The 14,576-nt window shown below is 72.9% G+C and carries 17 protein-coding genes and 2 tRNA genes; 10 read left to right on the top strand and 9 right to left on the bottom strand.

Features of this window, described 5'->3' with window-relative positions; all coding sequences use genetic code 11:
* Together rph and rdgB are read left to right on the top strand one after the other, a co-directional pair.
* On the top strand, nt 1-753 hold the full coding sequence (rph, locus tag NLU66_RS09615; RefSeq protein WP_259359493.1) for a ribonuclease PH: 753 nt from the start codon (nt 1-3) through the stop codon (nt 751-753).
* Complete coding sequence (gene rdgB / locus NLU66_RS09620; RefSeq protein ID WP_259359494.1) at nt 750-1,385, top strand: RdgB/HAM1 family non-canonical purine NTP pyrophosphatase; 636 nt, start codon at nt 750-752, stop codon at nt 1,383-1,385. The genes rph and rdgB overlap by 4 nt, the downstream gene beginning before the upstream one ends.
* A 97-nt stretch (nt 1,386-1,482) precedes the next feature.
* On the opposite strand, the gene NLU66_RS09625 is transcribed toward rdgB, so the two are convergent.
* The 3 genes from NLU66_RS09625 to NLU66_RS09635 all read right to left on the bottom strand — a co-directional run bounded on the left by NLU66_RS09625 (nt 1,483) and on the right by NLU66_RS09635 (nt 4,300).
* Nucleotides 1,483-2,019, bottom strand: a complete 537-nt coding sequence (locus NLU66_RS09625) for an NUDIX hydrolase family protein (protein WP_259359495.1) — start codon at nt 2,017-2,019, stop codon at nt 1,483-1,485.
* 68 nt (nt 2,020-2,087) lie between these two features.
* Nucleotides 2,088-2,738, bottom strand: a complete 651-nt coding sequence (locus NLU66_RS09630; RefSeq protein WP_259359496.1) for a histidine phosphatase family protein — start codon at nt 2,736-2,738, stop codon at nt 2,088-2,090.
* Nucleotides 2,739-2,848: 110 nt separating this feature from the next.
* Nucleotides 2,849-4,300, bottom strand: a complete 1,452-nt coding sequence (locus tag NLU66_RS09635) for an MFS transporter (protein ID WP_259359497.1) — start codon at nt 4,298-4,300, stop codon at nt 2,849-2,851.
* A 287-nt stretch (nt 4,301-4,587) separates the two neighbouring features.
* On the opposite strand from NLU66_RS09635, the gene NLU66_RS09640 reads away from it, so the two are divergent.
* On the top strand, nt 4,588-5,241 hold the full coding sequence (locus NLU66_RS09640) for a TetR/AcrR family transcriptional regulator (RefSeq protein WP_259359498.1): 654 nt from the start codon (nt 4,588-4,590) through the stop codon (nt 5,239-5,241).
* 61 nt (nt 5,242-5,302) lie between these two features.
* On the opposite strand, the gene NLU66_RS09645 is transcribed toward NLU66_RS09640, so the two are convergent.
* Nucleotides 5,303-5,776 (bottom strand): MarR family winged helix-turn-helix transcriptional regulator, encoded by a 474-nt coding sequence (locus NLU66_RS09645; protein ID WP_259359499.1) that lies wholly within the window; start codon nt 5,774-5,776, stop codon nt 5,303-5,305.
* A 97-nt stretch (nt 5,777-5,873) separates the two neighbouring features.
* Between NLU66_RS09645 and NLU66_RS09650 the strand changes: the two genes are divergently transcribed.
* Nucleotides 5,874-6,536, top strand: a complete 663-nt coding sequence (locus NLU66_RS09650; protein ID WP_259359500.1) for an FMN-dependent NADH-azoreductase — start codon at nt 5,874-5,876, stop codon at nt 6,534-6,536.
* 627 nt (nt 6,537-7,163) lie between these two features.
* Here NLU66_RS09650 and NLU66_RS09655 read toward each other — a convergent pair.
* Nucleotides 7,164-7,245 (bottom strand) — tRNA-Leu (locus NLU66_RS09655).
* Between the two features lie 65 nt (nt 7,246-7,310).
* Between NLU66_RS09655 and NLU66_RS09660 the strand changes: the two genes are divergently transcribed.
* Entirely contained in the window at nt 7,311-8,066 is a 756-nt protein-coding gene (locus tag NLU66_RS09660; RefSeq protein WP_137770428.1) for an SDR family oxidoreductase, read from the top strand.
* 54 nt (nt 8,067-8,120) lie between these two features.
* The gene (locus NLU66_RS09665) at nt 8,121-8,603 is read left to right on the top strand and encodes a hypothetical protein (protein WP_259359501.1); all 483 of its coding nucleotides are present in this window, start codon (nt 8,121-8,123) and stop codon (nt 8,601-8,603) included.
* Between the two features lie 85 nt (nt 8,604-8,688).
* On the opposite strand, the gene NLU66_RS09670 is transcribed toward NLU66_RS09665, so the two are convergent.
* Entirely contained in the window at nt 8,689-9,126 is a 438-nt protein-coding gene (locus tag NLU66_RS09670) for a YchJ family protein (protein ID WP_259359502.1), read from the bottom strand.
* Between the two features lie 36 nt (nt 9,127-9,162).
* Between NLU66_RS09670 and NLU66_RS09675 the strand changes: the two genes are divergently transcribed.
* Together NLU66_RS09675 and NLU66_RS09680 are read left to right on the top strand one after the other, a co-directional pair.
* Nucleotides 9,163-9,576, top strand: a complete 414-nt coding sequence (locus tag NLU66_RS09675; RefSeq protein ID WP_259359503.1) for a GNAT family N-acetyltransferase — start codon at nt 9,163-9,165, stop codon at nt 9,574-9,576.
* Nucleotides 9,577-9,672: 96 nt separating this feature from the next.
* A complete protein-coding gene (locus NLU66_RS09680) occupies nt 9,673-10,257 on the top strand; it encodes a sugar O-acetyltransferase (RefSeq protein WP_259359504.1) in 585 nt (194 codons plus the stop codon).
* A gap of 70 nt (nt 10,258-10,327) precedes the next feature.
* Here the strand turns inward: NLU66_RS09680 and NLU66_RS09685 are convergent, their stop codons facing one another.
* The gene (locus NLU66_RS09685) at nt 10,328-11,224 is read right to left on the bottom strand and encodes an NAD-dependent epimerase/dehydratase family protein (protein ID WP_259359505.1); all 897 of its coding nucleotides are present in this window, start codon (nt 11,222-11,224) and stop codon (nt 10,328-10,330) included.
* A gap of 228 nt (nt 11,225-11,452) precedes the next feature.
* Here NLU66_RS09685 and NLU66_RS09690 point away from each other — a divergent pair.
* Nucleotides 11,453-11,526: transfer RNA gene (locus NLU66_RS09690), tRNA-Lys, on the top strand.
* A gap of 228 nt (nt 11,527-11,754) precedes the next feature.
* Here the strand turns inward: NLU66_RS09690 and NLU66_RS09695 are convergent.
* Complete coding sequence (locus NLU66_RS09695) at nt 11,755-12,537, bottom strand: NAD-dependent epimerase/dehydratase family protein (RefSeq protein ID WP_259359506.1); 783 nt, start codon at nt 12,535-12,537, stop codon at nt 11,755-11,757.
* Between the two features lie 74 nt (nt 12,538-12,611).
* On the opposite strand from NLU66_RS09695, the gene NLU66_RS09700 reads away from it, so the two are divergent.
* Nucleotides 12,612-13,499: a PrsW family intramembrane metalloprotease gene (locus NLU66_RS09700; RefSeq protein ID WP_259359507.1), complete on the top strand. Its 888-nt coding sequence runs from the start codon at nt 12,612-12,614 to the stop codon at nt 13,497-13,499.
* A gap of 18 nt (nt 13,500-13,517) precedes the next feature.
* Here the strand turns inward: NLU66_RS09700 and NLU66_RS09705 are convergent, their stop codons facing one another.
* A complete protein-coding gene (locus NLU66_RS09705; RefSeq protein ID WP_259359508.1) occupies nt 13,518-14,441 on the bottom strand; it encodes a LysR family transcriptional regulator in 924 nt (307 codons plus the stop codon).
* Nucleotides 14,442-14,576 lie beyond the last annotated feature (135 nt).

The raw sequence follows: 14,576 nt of genomic DNA on the forward strand, positions 1-14,576 counted from the left end.
ATGACCACCCCCGCCACCTCCGCCCCGCGCGTCGACGGACGCACCCCCGAGCAGCTCCGCGAGGTGCGCATCACGCGCGGCTGGCTCGACCACGCGGAGGGCAGCGCGCTCGTGGAGTTCGGCCGCACCCGGGTGCTGTGCGCCGCCTCCTTCACCGAGGGCGTCCCGCGCTGGAAGAAGGGCTCCGGCTCCGGCTGGGTCACCGCCGAGTACGCGATGCTGCCGCGCGCGACCGACTCCCGCTCGCAGCGCGAGAGCGTGAAGGGCAAGATCGGCGGGCGCACCCATGAGATCTCCCGCCTGATCGGCCGCTCGCTGCGCGCCGTCATCGACCTCGACGTGCTCGGGGAGAACACGATCCAGCTCGACTGCGACGTGCTCCAGGCCGACGGCGGCACCCGCACCGCCGCGATCACCGGCGCCTACGTCGCCCTCGCGGACGCGATCACCTGGGGACGCCGCCACACCTCGCTCTCCGCGACCGCCGAGGTCCTCACCGACTCCGTCTCCGCGATCAGCGTGGGCATCGTCGACGGCCGCCCACTGCTGGACCTCGAGTACCGCGAGGACGTCGCCGCGGACACCGACATGAACGTCGTCGTCACCGGCAGCGGCGGCCTCGTCGAGGTCCAGGGGACCGCCGAGGGCGCCCCCTTCTCCCGCGCCGAGCTGACGCAGCTGCTGGATCTCGCCGAAGGCGGATGCGCGGACCTCGCGCGGATCCAGCGCGAGGTGCTGGCGGAGCAGCGATGAGCAAGCCCTCCATCCTTGACGGAGCACGCGTCGTCCTCGCCTCGCACAACACGGGCAAGCTCGAGGAGCTGCGGCGGATCCTCGCCGACGCCGTGCCCTCGCTCGCCCCGGAGCAGGTGGTCTCCTCCGCGGGCATCGCGCTGCCGGACGTCGTCGAGGACCAGGTGACCTTCGAGGGCAACGCCCTGATCAAGGCCCGGGCCGCGGCGTCGGCGACGGGACTGCTCGCCGTGGCCGACGACTCCGGTCTCGCCGTGGACGTGCTCGGCGGGTCCCCGGGGATCTTCTCCGCCCGCTGGAGCGGCCGGCACGGGGACGACGCGGCGAACAACGCCCTGCTGCTCGCCCAGCTCTCCGACATCGAGGGCGCCCACCGCGGCGCCCGCTTCGTGTGCGCCGCGGCGCTCGTCTCCCCGGACGGCCGCGAGGTGGTCCTGCGCGGGGAGATGACCGGCCGCCTGCTCACCGAGGGGCGCGGGGAGGGCGGCTTCGGCTACGACCCGCTCTTCGTGCCCGACGGGGAGACCCGCACCTCCGCGGAGCTCACTGCGGCGGAGAAGGACGCGATCTCGCACCGCGGGAAGGCGTTCCGCGCGATCGCCGGGCACGTCGCGGAGCTGCTCGAGGGCTGACCCTCCCGACACGATTGACCGTCGCAGGCAGCAGGCCCCCGGGGACGTCCCCGGGGGCCTGCTCCGTCCCGTGGCGTGCGCGCGGCGGTGCGAGGGCTCAGATCACCCCGGCGTGCGCGAGGGCGCGGCGCACGACGATGTCGTGCCCGCCCTCCATCTCGTCGAGGATCGTGGAGTCCAGGAGCTCCTGCACGGGCAGCCAGGCCAGCTCGAGGGCGTCCTCCTGCGGCTCGGTCTCCCCGCCGATCGGGACGAGGTAGGCGAGGGAGATCGCGTGCTGCCGCGGGTCGGTGAACAGGGACTGCCCCGGGGTGGGGAAGTACTCGGCGACGGTGAAGGGCGTCGGGGACGCGGGGATCCGCGGCATGGCCATCGGCCCGAGGTCCTTCTCGACGTGACGAGCGATCGCCTCGCGCAGGGTCTCGTGGACGAGCACGCGGCCGGAGATGATCGTGCGCACGATCCGACCGCTGCCGGAGGCGCGCAGGAGCAGGCCCACGTCGGTGACGGTCCCGTCCACGTCGGTGCGCACGGGCACGACGTCCACGTAGGGGATCGGCAGGAGGCGGCGCAGCTCGGTGATGCGCTCCGGCTCGAACCAGGCTCCCTCGGCGTCGACGGCGGTGCGGTTCACGGTGTCTCCTCGGGTGATGTCGACGGATCGGTCCCGGCGGCCGGTGCCGCCGGTGGGGCGGGCCCGCGTCAGTCGCGGGCGGGCTCGAGGCCCTGCGGGCGCAGGTGGTGGTCCTCGAGGGCGAAGCGGGGGGAGCGGTCGCGCGGCACGGTCACGGCCGGGAACGCGACCTCGTCACCGGCGACCATGCGCACCCGCCAGGTCTCGCCCTCGACCTCGATGAGGGAGAGGGTCCCGTTCGGGATCGAGGGCAGGTGCTCGCCGGTGACGCCGGAGAGCAGGAGGCGGATGAGCGTGCCGTGGGCGACGATCAGGACGTTCTTCCCGGGGTGCTGCTCGGCGAGGTCCTCGAGCGCCTCGGCGGCGCGGTCCACGACGGACTGGGTGGTCTCGCGGCCGGGGAAGGCGCGGCCGGGGTAGCGCTCCTCCATCTCGGCCACGGGGTTGCCCTCCGCGGCGCCCCAGTCGATCTCCACGAGCCGCGGCTCGGTGCCCGCGAAGGGGATGTCGTGGTCCTCCGCGATGATCCGCGCGGTCTCCTCCGCCCGGGAGAGGGAGGAGGACATCGCGAGGTCCCAGTCGACCGGGGGGACGGTGTCGAGCGCGACGTGGGCCTGCTCGCGCCCCGTCTCGTTCAGCGGCACGTCGCTGGATCCCTGGAAGAGGTCCTGCCGGTTGTACTCCGTCTGGCCGTGGCGGACGAGACCGAACAGGGTCATCGGGGATCTCCTCGAGGTCGGGGCGTGGCCGCGGTCGCGGGGCACGCCCGCCAGCGTACCGCCGGTGGTCGGCGCGCCGATCGGCGTGCCGCTCGTGGGGTGGGGCAGGGTCAGTGGGCCTCGGCCGTGCGCGAGTCGGTGAGGGTGAGCGCGCCCCATCCGGCGAGCAGTCCCACGACCACCGCGAGCGCGCCGTAGGTGATCGCCTCGCCGTGGTGGAAGAGCGTGACGAGCGCCGTGTCCCACGTGCCGGCGGGCAGCACGGAGGCGACGAGGACGGCGATGAGCGTGCCCACGAGGGCGGTGCCGATGCTCGTCCCGAGCTCCTGGGCGGTGTCGTTCAGGGCCGCGCCGAGCGAGGTGCGGTTCTCCGGCATCGCCTCGACGAGGGCGACGGCGCAGATGGTCATCACGGTGCGCATCCCGAGGGTGAGCACGATCATGGCCGCGGCGATCGCGAGGTAGCCGTGGCTCACGGCGAGGGCCATGCCCGCGAGCCCGAGGGCCAGCAGCCCGGCACCCACGAGGCACGCCATGCGGTGGCCGAGGCGGGAGAGCAGCGCCTCGGAGACGGGCGTCGCACCGATCATCGTGAGGATCATCGGGAGGTTCGCGAGTCCGGCGACGAGCGGGCTCCAGCCGTTCGCGTACTGGAAGTGCAGGATCAGACCGAACATGATGCCGGCCATGGCGAGGGAGGAGCCCATCTGCGCGAGGGCCGCGCCGCGGATCGTCGGCCGCCCCAGCAGGGAGAGGTCGAGCATGGGGGAGGCGGTGCGCCGCTCGTGGACGAGGAACGCCGCGAGCGCGGCGAGGGCACCGATCGCGCAGCCGAGGGTGAGGGCGCTGGTCCAGCCGTGCTCGACGCCGCTGGTCAGGGTGAAGCAGCCGAGGCCGATGGCGAGCATGCTCAGCAGCGCGCCGGGCAGGTCGAGACGGTCGCGGGTGAGGTCCTCGGGGCGGTCCGCCGGCACACCGCGGAGCACGCCGAGCACGGCGAGCAGGGCGAGCGGGGCGTTGATCAGCAGCAGCCACTGCCAGGGCAGGTGGGCGAGGGCGGTGCCGCCCAGGACGGGTCCGAGGATGAAGCCGCTCATGCCGACCACGATCATGACGGTCATGGCGCGGCGTCGCAGGGCCGGGTCCTCGAAGAGCCGGAACACGAGGGAGTTCGTGATGGGCGCGGTGAGCGCGGCGGCGAGGCCGAGGGACGCGCGCAGGGCGATGAGCTCCCCGCCGGTGCTCACGGCGAGCACGGCGAGGCTGATGAGGCCGAAGGCGGCGAGGCCCACGAGCAGCACGCGGCGGCGACCCAGGCGGTCCGCGACGGAGCCGGCGGTGAGCAGCAGGCCGCCGAAGGTGAGGGAGTAGGCGCCGGTGATCCACTGCAGGGTCGTGGTGCTGCCGCCGAGGTCGCGGCCGATGGTGGGCAGGGCGATGGTCAGCAGCGTGTTGTCGACCATCTCGACGAAGAAGGCGAGACAGAGGGCCGCGAGCGGCACCCAGGCCGCCCGCAGCGAGGTGTAGGTGCGCGCCGGCGAGGGCGCGAGGGTGGTGGTCATGGTGTCCTCCTGAAGGATCGAACGGTGTTCGAGAATCGAACACAGTTCGAGAAGATAGAACGGCGTTCGGTCCGGCGCAAGTGTGATGTGATGAGCGGATGGAAGAACGACGTCCCCCCGGCCCCTCGCCGCGCCGCGGCGGCGGCCGCCCCGAGCGTCCCGGCGGCGGTCGCGGTGCAGGTGGGCGCCGCCCCGTGGGGCGCGGCGGCGTCGGCCCCGGCCCTGGTCCCGGCGCTGGCCCTGGCCCCGGCGGGCGGCGGGATCCCCGAGCCCGGGCCTCGCTCTCGATGGAGGCGGTCGTCACGGCCGCCGTGGCCCTGCTCGACGAGGCGGGGGAGGGGGCGCTCACCTTCCGGGCCCTCGCGGTGCGACTGGGCGGCGGCGTGGGCAGCATCTACTGGTACGTCTCGAGCAAGGAGGAGCTGCTGGACCGCGCCGGGGACCATGTCGTCGGGGAGCTCCTCGAGCGGGTGGAGTCCTTCCCGCGCAGCGACGACCCGATCGCGGATCTGCGCGCCCTCGCGGTCGCCTTCTTCGAGGTGATCGTGCGCCGTCCCTGGATCACGGCCTACTTCCTGCGCAATACGCGCCTGCAGCCCAACGACCTGGCGCTCTACGAGCGCATGGGGCAGGAGGTGATGCGCCTCGGCATGGCGCCGCGGGAGACCTTCCATGCGATCTCGGCGGTGGTGGGCTTCGTCATCGGCATCGCGGCGGACCTGGGGCAGCAGCTGCCGCGGGAGGTCGTCGAGGGGGAGCTCAGCGGCCCGGAGTACCTCGAGCGCGAGGTCGCCGCCTGGCGCGCCACCGATCCGGAGGAGTACCCCTTCGCCCACTACGTCGTGGACGTCGTCGCGGACCATGACGACACCGAGCAGTTCCTCGCGGGCCTCGACCTCCTGCTCGAGGGGCTGCGCCGACAGGCTGATCGCACGCCCTGACCGCTGTCCGGGGCCGCTCTGCCGTCGCGCTCGGAAGCACGGCGCCGGCGACCGTGCCGGGTCAGCAGTCTCCGGTGAGGGTGTGGGCGATCGCGCGGAGCGCGCGGCTCTGCTCGGGGTCGAGGCGGTCGATCGCATGCTCGCGCACCGAGCGCACGTGCGCGGGCGCCGCCTGCTCGACCACGGCGAACCCGGCCTCGGTGAGGATCGCGTGCGCGCCGCGGCGGTCCGTGGCGTCGGCCTCGCGGCGCACCCATCCCTGCCTCTCGAAACGGGTGATCACGTTCGCCAGGCGTGTGGGGGAGCCGTTGGCCAGGAAGGCGAGGTCACTCATCCGGGCGCGGCGATCCGGGCTCATCGACAGCCGGCTGAGCACCATGTACTCGAACAGGGTGAGCCCGCTCGTCCGTCGCAGATCCTGTTCGATGGGCCGCAGGCCGCGGAGGACCACCGAGGCCAGGGCGAGCCAGGTCTGCGTCTCGGTCTCGTCGAGCCAGGGCGGCTCCGTCGGCTCCGGCTCCGGTGTGATCTCCATGACGCCATCCTCTCCAACTGCTTCAAGGGTGTACTACTCTGCCGAAGTCCTTCAATATTGAAGTTCTTAGGTCCCGCCCTCCGAGAGGAACTCTCCCATGCATCTCCTCCGCATCGACGCCAGCATCAACGGCCCTCGCTCGGCCAGCCGTGAGCTCGGCGACATCGTCGAGACACGCTGGCGCGAGCAGCACCCGGACGCCACGGTCACCGTCCGGGACCTCCATGAGACCCCGATCCCCCCGGAGGCCATGGGTGCCGCCGTCTCCGCCGCGTTCGCCGGGGAGTCCGGCCCCACGGAGGCCCAGGCGGCGGCGACGGTGCTCGCGACGGTGCTCGTGGACGAGATCGAGGCGGCCGATGCTGTGCTCGTCGACTCCCCGCTCTACAACTATGGCGTGTCCTCGCAGATGAAGGCCTGGATCGATCTCATCCACACCGACCGCCGCTCCGCGGGCGGAAGCGTCCGGATCCTCGAGGGGAAGCCCGCCGTGCTGGTCTCCACGCGCGGCGGCTCCTACGGCGCGGGGACCCCGCGCGAAGGCTGGGACTTCGCGACCGGCTACATGCGCGCGATCCTCGCGGACCTCTGGGGCGCGGATCTCACGGTCGTCGAGCGCGAGCTCACCCTGGTGGGCATCAACCCTGCCCTCGACCGCTTCGCCGAGGCCGGGGCGGCGCAGCACGAGGCAGCGACGGCGAGCGCGCACGAGGCGGGGCAGCGCATCGCGGCGCGGCGGACCGCGCCCGTCGCCGGCTGAGCGATCACCCTCCGCATCGGGGCCGACGGGGCCGCCGCATCGGCGGTCCCGTCGGCCCTTCCGCCCTCGAGGATCCGTGGGATCCGCGCCAGCGCGATGACCTCCTCGCGAGATCTGATCCCGAGCACGCCCCCCCCCGGGAGCACGGGGTCCTGAGGAGGCGCTCGGGTGCGGTGGCCGGACGTCAGGCCGTCCCCCCCCGGGCACGGGTGGAGGGATCACCTCGATGTCAGCATCCAGCAGTGACCAGGAGGGTCATCCGTGATCGATGTCGAGAGCCGGCGCCGACGGTTCCGGGCCATGCACGACGACGGCTTCTTCATCATCCCGAACGCCTGAACGGGCATCGCCGCACTCTCGATCGAGGACGGGTCGGGCGCCCGGATGCACGAGGCCGGGGAGGCGTGCGACCGGCTGCGGGCGACCCGGGAGGCCCTCGACACCTCGGCGCCGTGGCGGAGCTCGTCCAGGCCGTCGCGCCGACGCCCCTGAACGTCGTCGCCCGTACCTATGACGGCCGCCTTCGCGGCTGCGCGGAGATCGGAGCACAACGCTGCAGTGTCGGCCCCGGGATCCGCACATGATCCGCGAATCCGACCAGGAGCGCTCCGAGAACAGCCCCTCGCGTGCGCGAGGGGGGACTCGAACCCCCACGCCCTGGGGCACTGGAACCTAAATCCAGCGCGTCTACCGATTCCGCCACTCGCGCGCCGGACCAGGGTAGCCGCAACCGGTAGGCTTCCCGGGTCACGTCCCCGTCCCACAGGAGAAGCAATGAGCGCCCTCGCAGGCAAGACCGCCGTCGTCACCGGATCCTCCCGAGGTGTCGGCGCCTCCACCGCGAAGCAGCTCGCCGCCCAGGGCGCGAACGTCGTCGTCAACTACCGCCAGAAGGCGCCCCGTGCGAACAAGGTCGTCGCGGAGATCGAGGCCGCCGGGGGCCACGCGATCGCCGTCGGCGCCGATCTCACCGACCCTGCGGGCGTCCGTTCCCTGCTGCAGGCCGCGGTGGACACCTTCGGCGGCCTCGACCTGCTCGTCCTGAACGCCTCGGGCGGCATGGAGAGCGACCTCGGCGAGGACTACGCGATGAAGCTCAACCGCGACGCCCAGGACGACGCCCTCACCGCCGGCCTCGAGCACCTCGGCGAGGGCTCGCGCGTCGTGTTCGTGACGAGCCACCAGGCGCACTTCATCAACGAGGTGGAGACCATGGCGCAGTACGAGGCCGTGGCCCGTTCCAAGCGCGCCGGCGAGGATGCGCTCACCGCGCGCCTCCCCGAGCTCGCCGAGAAGGGCGTCTCCCTCGTCGTCGTCTCCGGCGACATGATCGAGGGCACCGTCACCGCGACCCTGCTGAACCGTGCCGAGCCGGGCGCCCTCGAGGCGCGGCGCGAGGCCGCCGGCCGGCTCTACTCGGTGGACGAGTTCGCCACCGAGGTCGTGAAGGCCGCGACCGCCGACGTCCCCTCCGGGCACGTCGAGCTCGTGGGCGGCGCGGGAGACTTCCTCGCCCGCACCCAGGGCTGATCCCCGCTCGCGATACGATTCCCGCAACCGAGACCGCAACCCCGCACGGAGGCAATGGTGGCCAAGAAGCAGAGCCTGGACGACATGCGCGACGAGGCCTACCGGCGTCAGGACAACCTCGCCGCTGACATCGACGAGCTGATCGACCGGGTCAACCCCAAGAATGCAGCGCTGCGCTGGAAGAACGAGCTCGTCGGGTCGCTGAAGGGTTTCTCCGACGCCGGTGACGGGAAGTCCCCCGCGGTGCCCCTGAAGGCCATCGCGGGCGGCGTCATCGGCGTGGCGGTGCTGGGAGCGGGCGTCGCGATCGCGGTCGCCGCCTCCCGCCGAGAGCCCACCCGCGGGCAGAAGGCGGCGAAGGCCATCAAGCAGGGCCGCAAGCAGACCGGTCGGTCCGCGAAGGACGTCCAGAAGGCCCTGAAGAAGTCCACCCTGCCGGGGACCGACGAGGCCGAGCGCTATGCCGGCGAGCTCGCGTCGCTCCTGCAGGACGCCGCGAAGCGCGCGGAGAAGAGGGCCGCGGCCGTCGGCCGCTGATCGCCCACTCCGACCGGACGCCCCGGGCCCGCCTCAGCGCGGGCCCGGGGCGTCCGTCGTCAGTGCGAGCCCGGGGCGTTCGTCGTCAGTGCGAGCCCGGGGCGTTCGTCAGCTCGCCGGAGATGTACAGCCACGTGCCGTCCTCCCGCACGAAGCTCGAGCGCTCCCGCAGCTCCCTCCGACCCTCCGGGGTGCGGGCGATCGCGGTGAACTCCACGATCCCCTCGGCGTCGAAGGGGCCGCCCGCCTCGGTCGCCGTGACCAGCAGCCGCTTCCACACGAAGCCGTCGTCGAAGGAGGACTCGAGGTCCCGGTAGGAAGGGCTCGTGCGGGGGTGCCAGGTGCGCAGCAGGTGATCGGCGTCGTGGACCACGTTGGCGGTGAAGCGCGAGCGCATGAGCGCCTCCGCGGTGGCGGCGCGCTTCGTGCCTGCGAGCAGCGGACCGCAGCATCCGCCGACGGTGTCGCCGCTCCCGCAGGGGCAGCGAGCGGAGTCCTCGAGGGGCGTGGGGGAGATGCTCATCCCCCGATTATCGGGGGACGATGCCAAGATCGTCGCATGAGCGTCCCGGAGAACTATCACCTCGCGGTCGAGCCGCCCACCATCGACGAGTACGTGGAGCTGCGGCGCGCCTCCGGCCTGAGCCCGCGCACGCCCTCGCAGGCGGTCGGGGCGGTGCAGGCGAGCTGGGCCTGGGCGACGGTGCGGCACGAGGGGCTGCTCGTGGCGATGGGGCGCGTGATCGGCGACGGAACCTGGTACTTCCATGTGGCCGACATGGCCACGTCCCCGGAGCATCAGCGTCGAGGGCTCGGTCGGGCCGTGCTCGAGGACCAGCTGGGAAGAATCCGCGAGGCCGCTCCGCCGGATCCCTACGTGACGCTCATGGCGGACCCGCCCGGCCAGCGGCTGTACCGCTCCCTCGGCTTCGTCGACGCCGCGCCGACGCTCGGCATGCGCCTGGCGCACTGAGACCGACGCCGCACCGCGATCCCGCTGCGTGCGCACACCGGAGATGCGGACCACGACGTGTGACGACCGATGGGCGTACGCCCGTACGCTTGACGTATGAAGCCTTTCGAGATCGACGAGAACGACCCGCGCCCCGCGATCGAGCGCATGCTGGCCGGGGACTGGTACATCGCGGACGACCCCGCGATCCAGCAGGCCTACCGGCTCGCCCTCGAGACGGCCGCCCGCTTCGAGCACGCCTACCCCGAGGACCCCGACGGCTCCCAGGAGATCCTCCGCGAGCTGCTCGGCGAGCTCGGCGAGGGCGCCCACGTGCGCGCCCCGCTGCGCCTGGACTACGGCACCCAGCTGCACATCGGCGCGGGCACCTTCGTGAACTACGGGCTCACCGCCCTGGACGTCGTGGACATCCGGATCGGAGCGGGCTGCCAGCTGGGCCCGAACATCCAGCTGCTCACCCCGATCCACCCGCTCGAGGCGGAGCCCCGCCGGGCCGGGTGGGAGGCCGCGGAGCCGATCACCATCGGCGACAACGTGTGGATCGGCGGCGGGGCCACGATCATCGGCGGCGTGAGCATCGGCGCGGATTCCGTGATCGGCGCAGGCTCCGTGGTGACCAAGGACGTCCCCGCGAGCTCCGTCGCGGTCGGCAACCCCGCGAAGGTCATCCGCACGCTCTGAGCGCGAGCACAGAGGGGCCCCGTCGTCGTCGACGGCGGGGCCCCTCGCTCTGATCAGGGAGCTGCTGCGCTCAGCGGCGGGACCAGCCCGGGGTGGAGGGGCCGACGGTGGGGCGCCAGCCCGTCTCCGACATGAAGCGCACCGAGGAGACGCGCAGCGAGCGCCGCTGTGTCTCGAGCCGGGTGCCGACGATCGCCTGCGTGATCTCCGGGTAGAACTTCGCCGGGGCCGAGGCGCCGGCCTCCGTGGCGAGGTCCTTCGCCCAGCGACCCTTCGTGATCGGCTCCCCGCCCACGTTGTAGAACCCGCTGCCGGCGCGGAGGGCGGCCACGAAGGCGCGGCCCGCGTCGCTGTGGTGCAGCAGGGTGATGTAGTCCTGCTGGCAGCCCAGGAGGATCGGGTCGCCCTGGCGGACGGCCTTCAGGGCATGCGTGGTGTGCTGGTCACGGCCGAACAGCTGGCCGAGGCGCAGCACGACGGCGGTGCGGCCCGCGGTCGCGAAGTCGACGGCGGCGCGCATCTCCCGGACGCGCGGGCGGAACGCCTGGTTGCGCACGGAGAGCGGTTCGTCCTCGCCGATCCAGTCCGATCCGTTGCTCGGATAGAGGTACACCGTGGACTCCTGGACCAGGCGCCTGGCGCCGGCGCGCGCGGCGGCCTCGGCGATCGCGACGGAGGCCTCGAGGTGGAGGCGGTCGTCCTCGCGCCAGGCGAGGGGGCGCAGGCCGGACATGCCGACGGGCACGTGGGCGAGGGTGTTGATGACGACGTCGTGGCCGCGGAACGCGCGGGCGAGGTCCCCGGAGGAGAAGACGTCCGCGACGACGGCGCTGCCGCCGCGCCCCTCGATGATGGGGACGCCGGAGTCACGACGGGTGACCCCCGTGACCTCGTGGCCCGCGGCGACCAGCGCCTCGACGGCCTCCTGGCCGAGCACGCCGGTGGCTCCGGTGACGGCGATCCTCACGCAGACCTCCTGTGCGGTGGTGGCGGACCGCCGAGGGAGCGGCGGCCCGGGCGTCCGAGTCTAGGAGGTCGAGTCTAGGCGATGCTCCAGGTGGGACCGGGGAGTCGGCTGGACAGCGGGCGCGGGGCGGCGGCGGGCGCGCCGGGCGGTCGCTGCTGTCAGCTCCCTCACAGAGGGCCCTCTGGAGTTGGCGCGCGGCCGGGCGGGCGGTAATGTTCTTCCTCGTCGGCGCCATTAGCTCAGTTGGTTAGAGCAGCTGACTCTTAATCAGCGGGTCCGGGGTTCGAGTCCCTGATGGCGCACCCGATGAGAAGCCCCTCGGTCGAGAGACCGGGGGGCTTCGTCGTTCCCGGGGCGTGATGGCCGACGACCCGGCGCGGTCAGGTGGGGGCGCCGTCATCCCCGGCGCGGCACACCGAATCCATGTCCGATTGCGCGGCTGGGTTCCCGTTGTGGAACCACAGCGCGCAATCGGACATGCTCGGTGGGAAGGGGGTCGTGATCCCCGCCGTGGTGCGGGGCGGTGGTGCTCAGGACCCGGCGGGCCAGGTGTCGGGGACGTCGGCCCCGCCCTCGACGACGTGCTCGCGGGCGCCCGGGAGGTCCACCCACGAGTCCTGCGGCCGGTACCCGAGCTCGAGCGTCGTGTTCGTCATCGACCAGCGGCGGTTGGGGTTGTCGGAGATCGCGTAGTAGAGACCGAAGGTGCTCTCCGCCTCGATGGCGCGGCGCACCACGCGCACACAGTCCCCGGGGCTCAGCCACATCGCGCGCAGCACGTCCTCCTCCGCCTCGAGCGGGTCCTCGGTGACCCAGCCGATGCGAAGGGAGATCACGTCGAGGCCGTGCTCGTCGTGGTAGAAGCGGCCCAGCGCCTCGCCGAAGATCTTCGAGACGCCGTAGAGCGAGTCGGCGCGGGGGAGCGTGTCCGGGTAGACGGGCCACTGCTCGAGGCGGTCGTACATGCCCATCGCATGGTTCGAGGAGGCGAGGACCACGCGCCGCACGCCGGCCTCGCGGGCGGCCTCGAGGACGTGGCGGGTGCCCACGATGTTGGCCTCCAGCACGTCCTCCCAGGTGGACTCCGGGGAGGCGGCTCCTGCGAGGTGGACGACGGTGTCCACGCCGTCCATGAGGGCGAGCACCTCGGGATAGGCGGAGATGTCGGCCGTGCGCAGAGCGCCCTCCTGCTCGGGAGTGCGCGGGGTGCGGCCGTGCTGGACCAGGTCGTACTCCTCGCCCAGCCCCTGGACGAGGTGGAGGCCCACGCCTCCGGTGGCTCCGGTGATGAGGACGCGACGTCGATCGTTCATGCCCCGATGATCCCGTCCCCGGGTGACCTGGGCAACACGCATACTGTCCTCAGTCGAGACGAAGGGAACCCGCCATGCCGACCGCCTACCCGTGGTACTACCGCTTCTCGTGGATCGCCGCCCTGGTGGTGGGGGTGGTCGCCTACGTCGTGCTCTTCGTCGTCATGCTGCTCACCCGGAACTCCACGATGCTCCCGAGCGTCCTGCTGGTCGGCGCGGCGACGGTCCCGCTCACGGTGCTGCTGTTCGCCCAGTCCAGCCGGGCCGGTGCACTCGTGCCCACCCCCGTCGTGCTCGAGACGGTCGTGCTCGCGGGTCTCGTCGGCATCACGATCGCGGGCCTCGAGGAGTCGATCGCGGGCGCGCTCCTGGGCCGGGAGTCGATCCTGCTCGTGGGCGTCATCGAGGAGACGGCGAAGCTCGTCGTCCCGCTCGTGGTGCTCGCGACCGCGCATCGCGCGACCCGCGGCGGCGGGATCGTCGTGGGGATCGCCGCTGGCACCGGCTTCGCGGTCCTCGAGACGATGGGCTACGGCTTCAACGCCCTCCTGGAGAAGGGCGGCGGCCTCGCCCAGCTCGACGCGACGCTCATCCTGCGGGGCGTGCTCGTCCCGGCGGGCCACGTGGCGTGGACCGGGGCGATCTGCGCGGCCCTGTGGCATCTCGTGGCCTCCTCGCGCAAGGTGCTCGCGGCCCTCGAGCTCGCGGCGACCTACGTCGCGGCGATCGTGCTGCACACCGCGTGGGACGCCACCACGAGCATGGCGGTGCACGTGGTGATCGGTGTGGTGAGCGTCGGCGCGCTGCTCCTGCTCACGCTGCGAGCGCACCGCGCGCACGTGCGCGCGACGGCCGCTGGGGCCTCGGCGGGCGGCGGCCCGTCGACCGCACCCGCATCTGCATCCGCACCTGCACCCGCATCGACGCCGCCGTCGGGCGCCCCGCCGGTCGCCCGGTCCTGACCGTCCCCGAGGTCGTGCTCACCAGGTCGTCGCGGCCTCCTGCAGCGCCGCCGCGACCTGCTCGGTCGCCGGATTGCACTCGGCGCCCGGACGGCGGACGAGCAGCAGCGGGGTGAGGGACGGGGAGGCGACCTCCTCGAGCACGGTCAGCGCACCGGAGGCCAGGCCCTCCCGGCACAGGGACCGCGGCAGGACGCTGTAGCCGGCCCCGGCGCGGACGGCCGTCACGACCGCCTGCAGGCTCGGGACGGTGAGGGCCGGCCCCACCGCCGGGTGCTGCTTGCCGTACTGGGTGCGCCAGTAGCGGCGCACCACGGGCATGTCCGCCGCCATGCTTACGAGGGGAACGGCCTCGAGCGCCGCGCACACGGGCTGCCCCTCGGGGCGCTGCGCGATCCGCTCCGCCCAGGGGGCGCCGGCGACGAGGAGGTGCTCGTCCTCCGCGAGGGGCACCACCTCGAGGGCGTGGCCGCGGGGGCGCTGAGCGGTGAGGACGAGGTCGTGGCGGCCGTCGCGCAGCTGCTCGATGAGCGCCTCGTCCTCCCCGCACTCGATCCGCAGCTGGAGGCCGTCGGCGACGATCGGGGCGAGCGCGGGGAGCGCCCGGGCGCAGAGCACCTCCGAGGGGCCGGCGAGATGGACCGGGGCGGTGCGACCGTCGAGCTCGCAGTCGCCCGTCGCCACGAGGTCCAGGTCGTCCAGCGGGCCCGCGACGCGCTCGGCGAGCTCACGGGCGAAGGGGGTGGGCTCGACCCCGCGCGGGAGGCGCTGGAAGAGGCGACGGCCCAGCTGCTGCTCGAGCGTGCGGATCTGTGCGGTGACCGTCGGCTGTGTGAGACCGAGCACAGGTGCGGCCGCGGTGAAGGAGCCGGCGCGGTGCACGGCGAGGAAGGTGCGCAGGAGGTTGAGGTCCTGCGTGGCGGGGAGAAGCGTCGAGGTCACCGTCGCATCCTAGGTGCTCCGACATCGACGTGCCATAGGTGGAGGCATCCCATCGATAGGGCCTGCTATTGGTGCGGTGATGGCTCGAGGGTCTAGCGTCGCCGTCATCAGGGCCCCGCCCGCCGTGCTCCCACG

The sequence above is a fragment of the Brachybacterium sp. NBEC-018 genome, assembly GCF_024860185.1.
Taxonomy (GTDB): domain Bacteria; phylum Actinomycetota; class Actinomycetes; order Actinomycetales; family Dermabacteraceae; genus Brachybacterium; species Brachybacterium rhamnosum.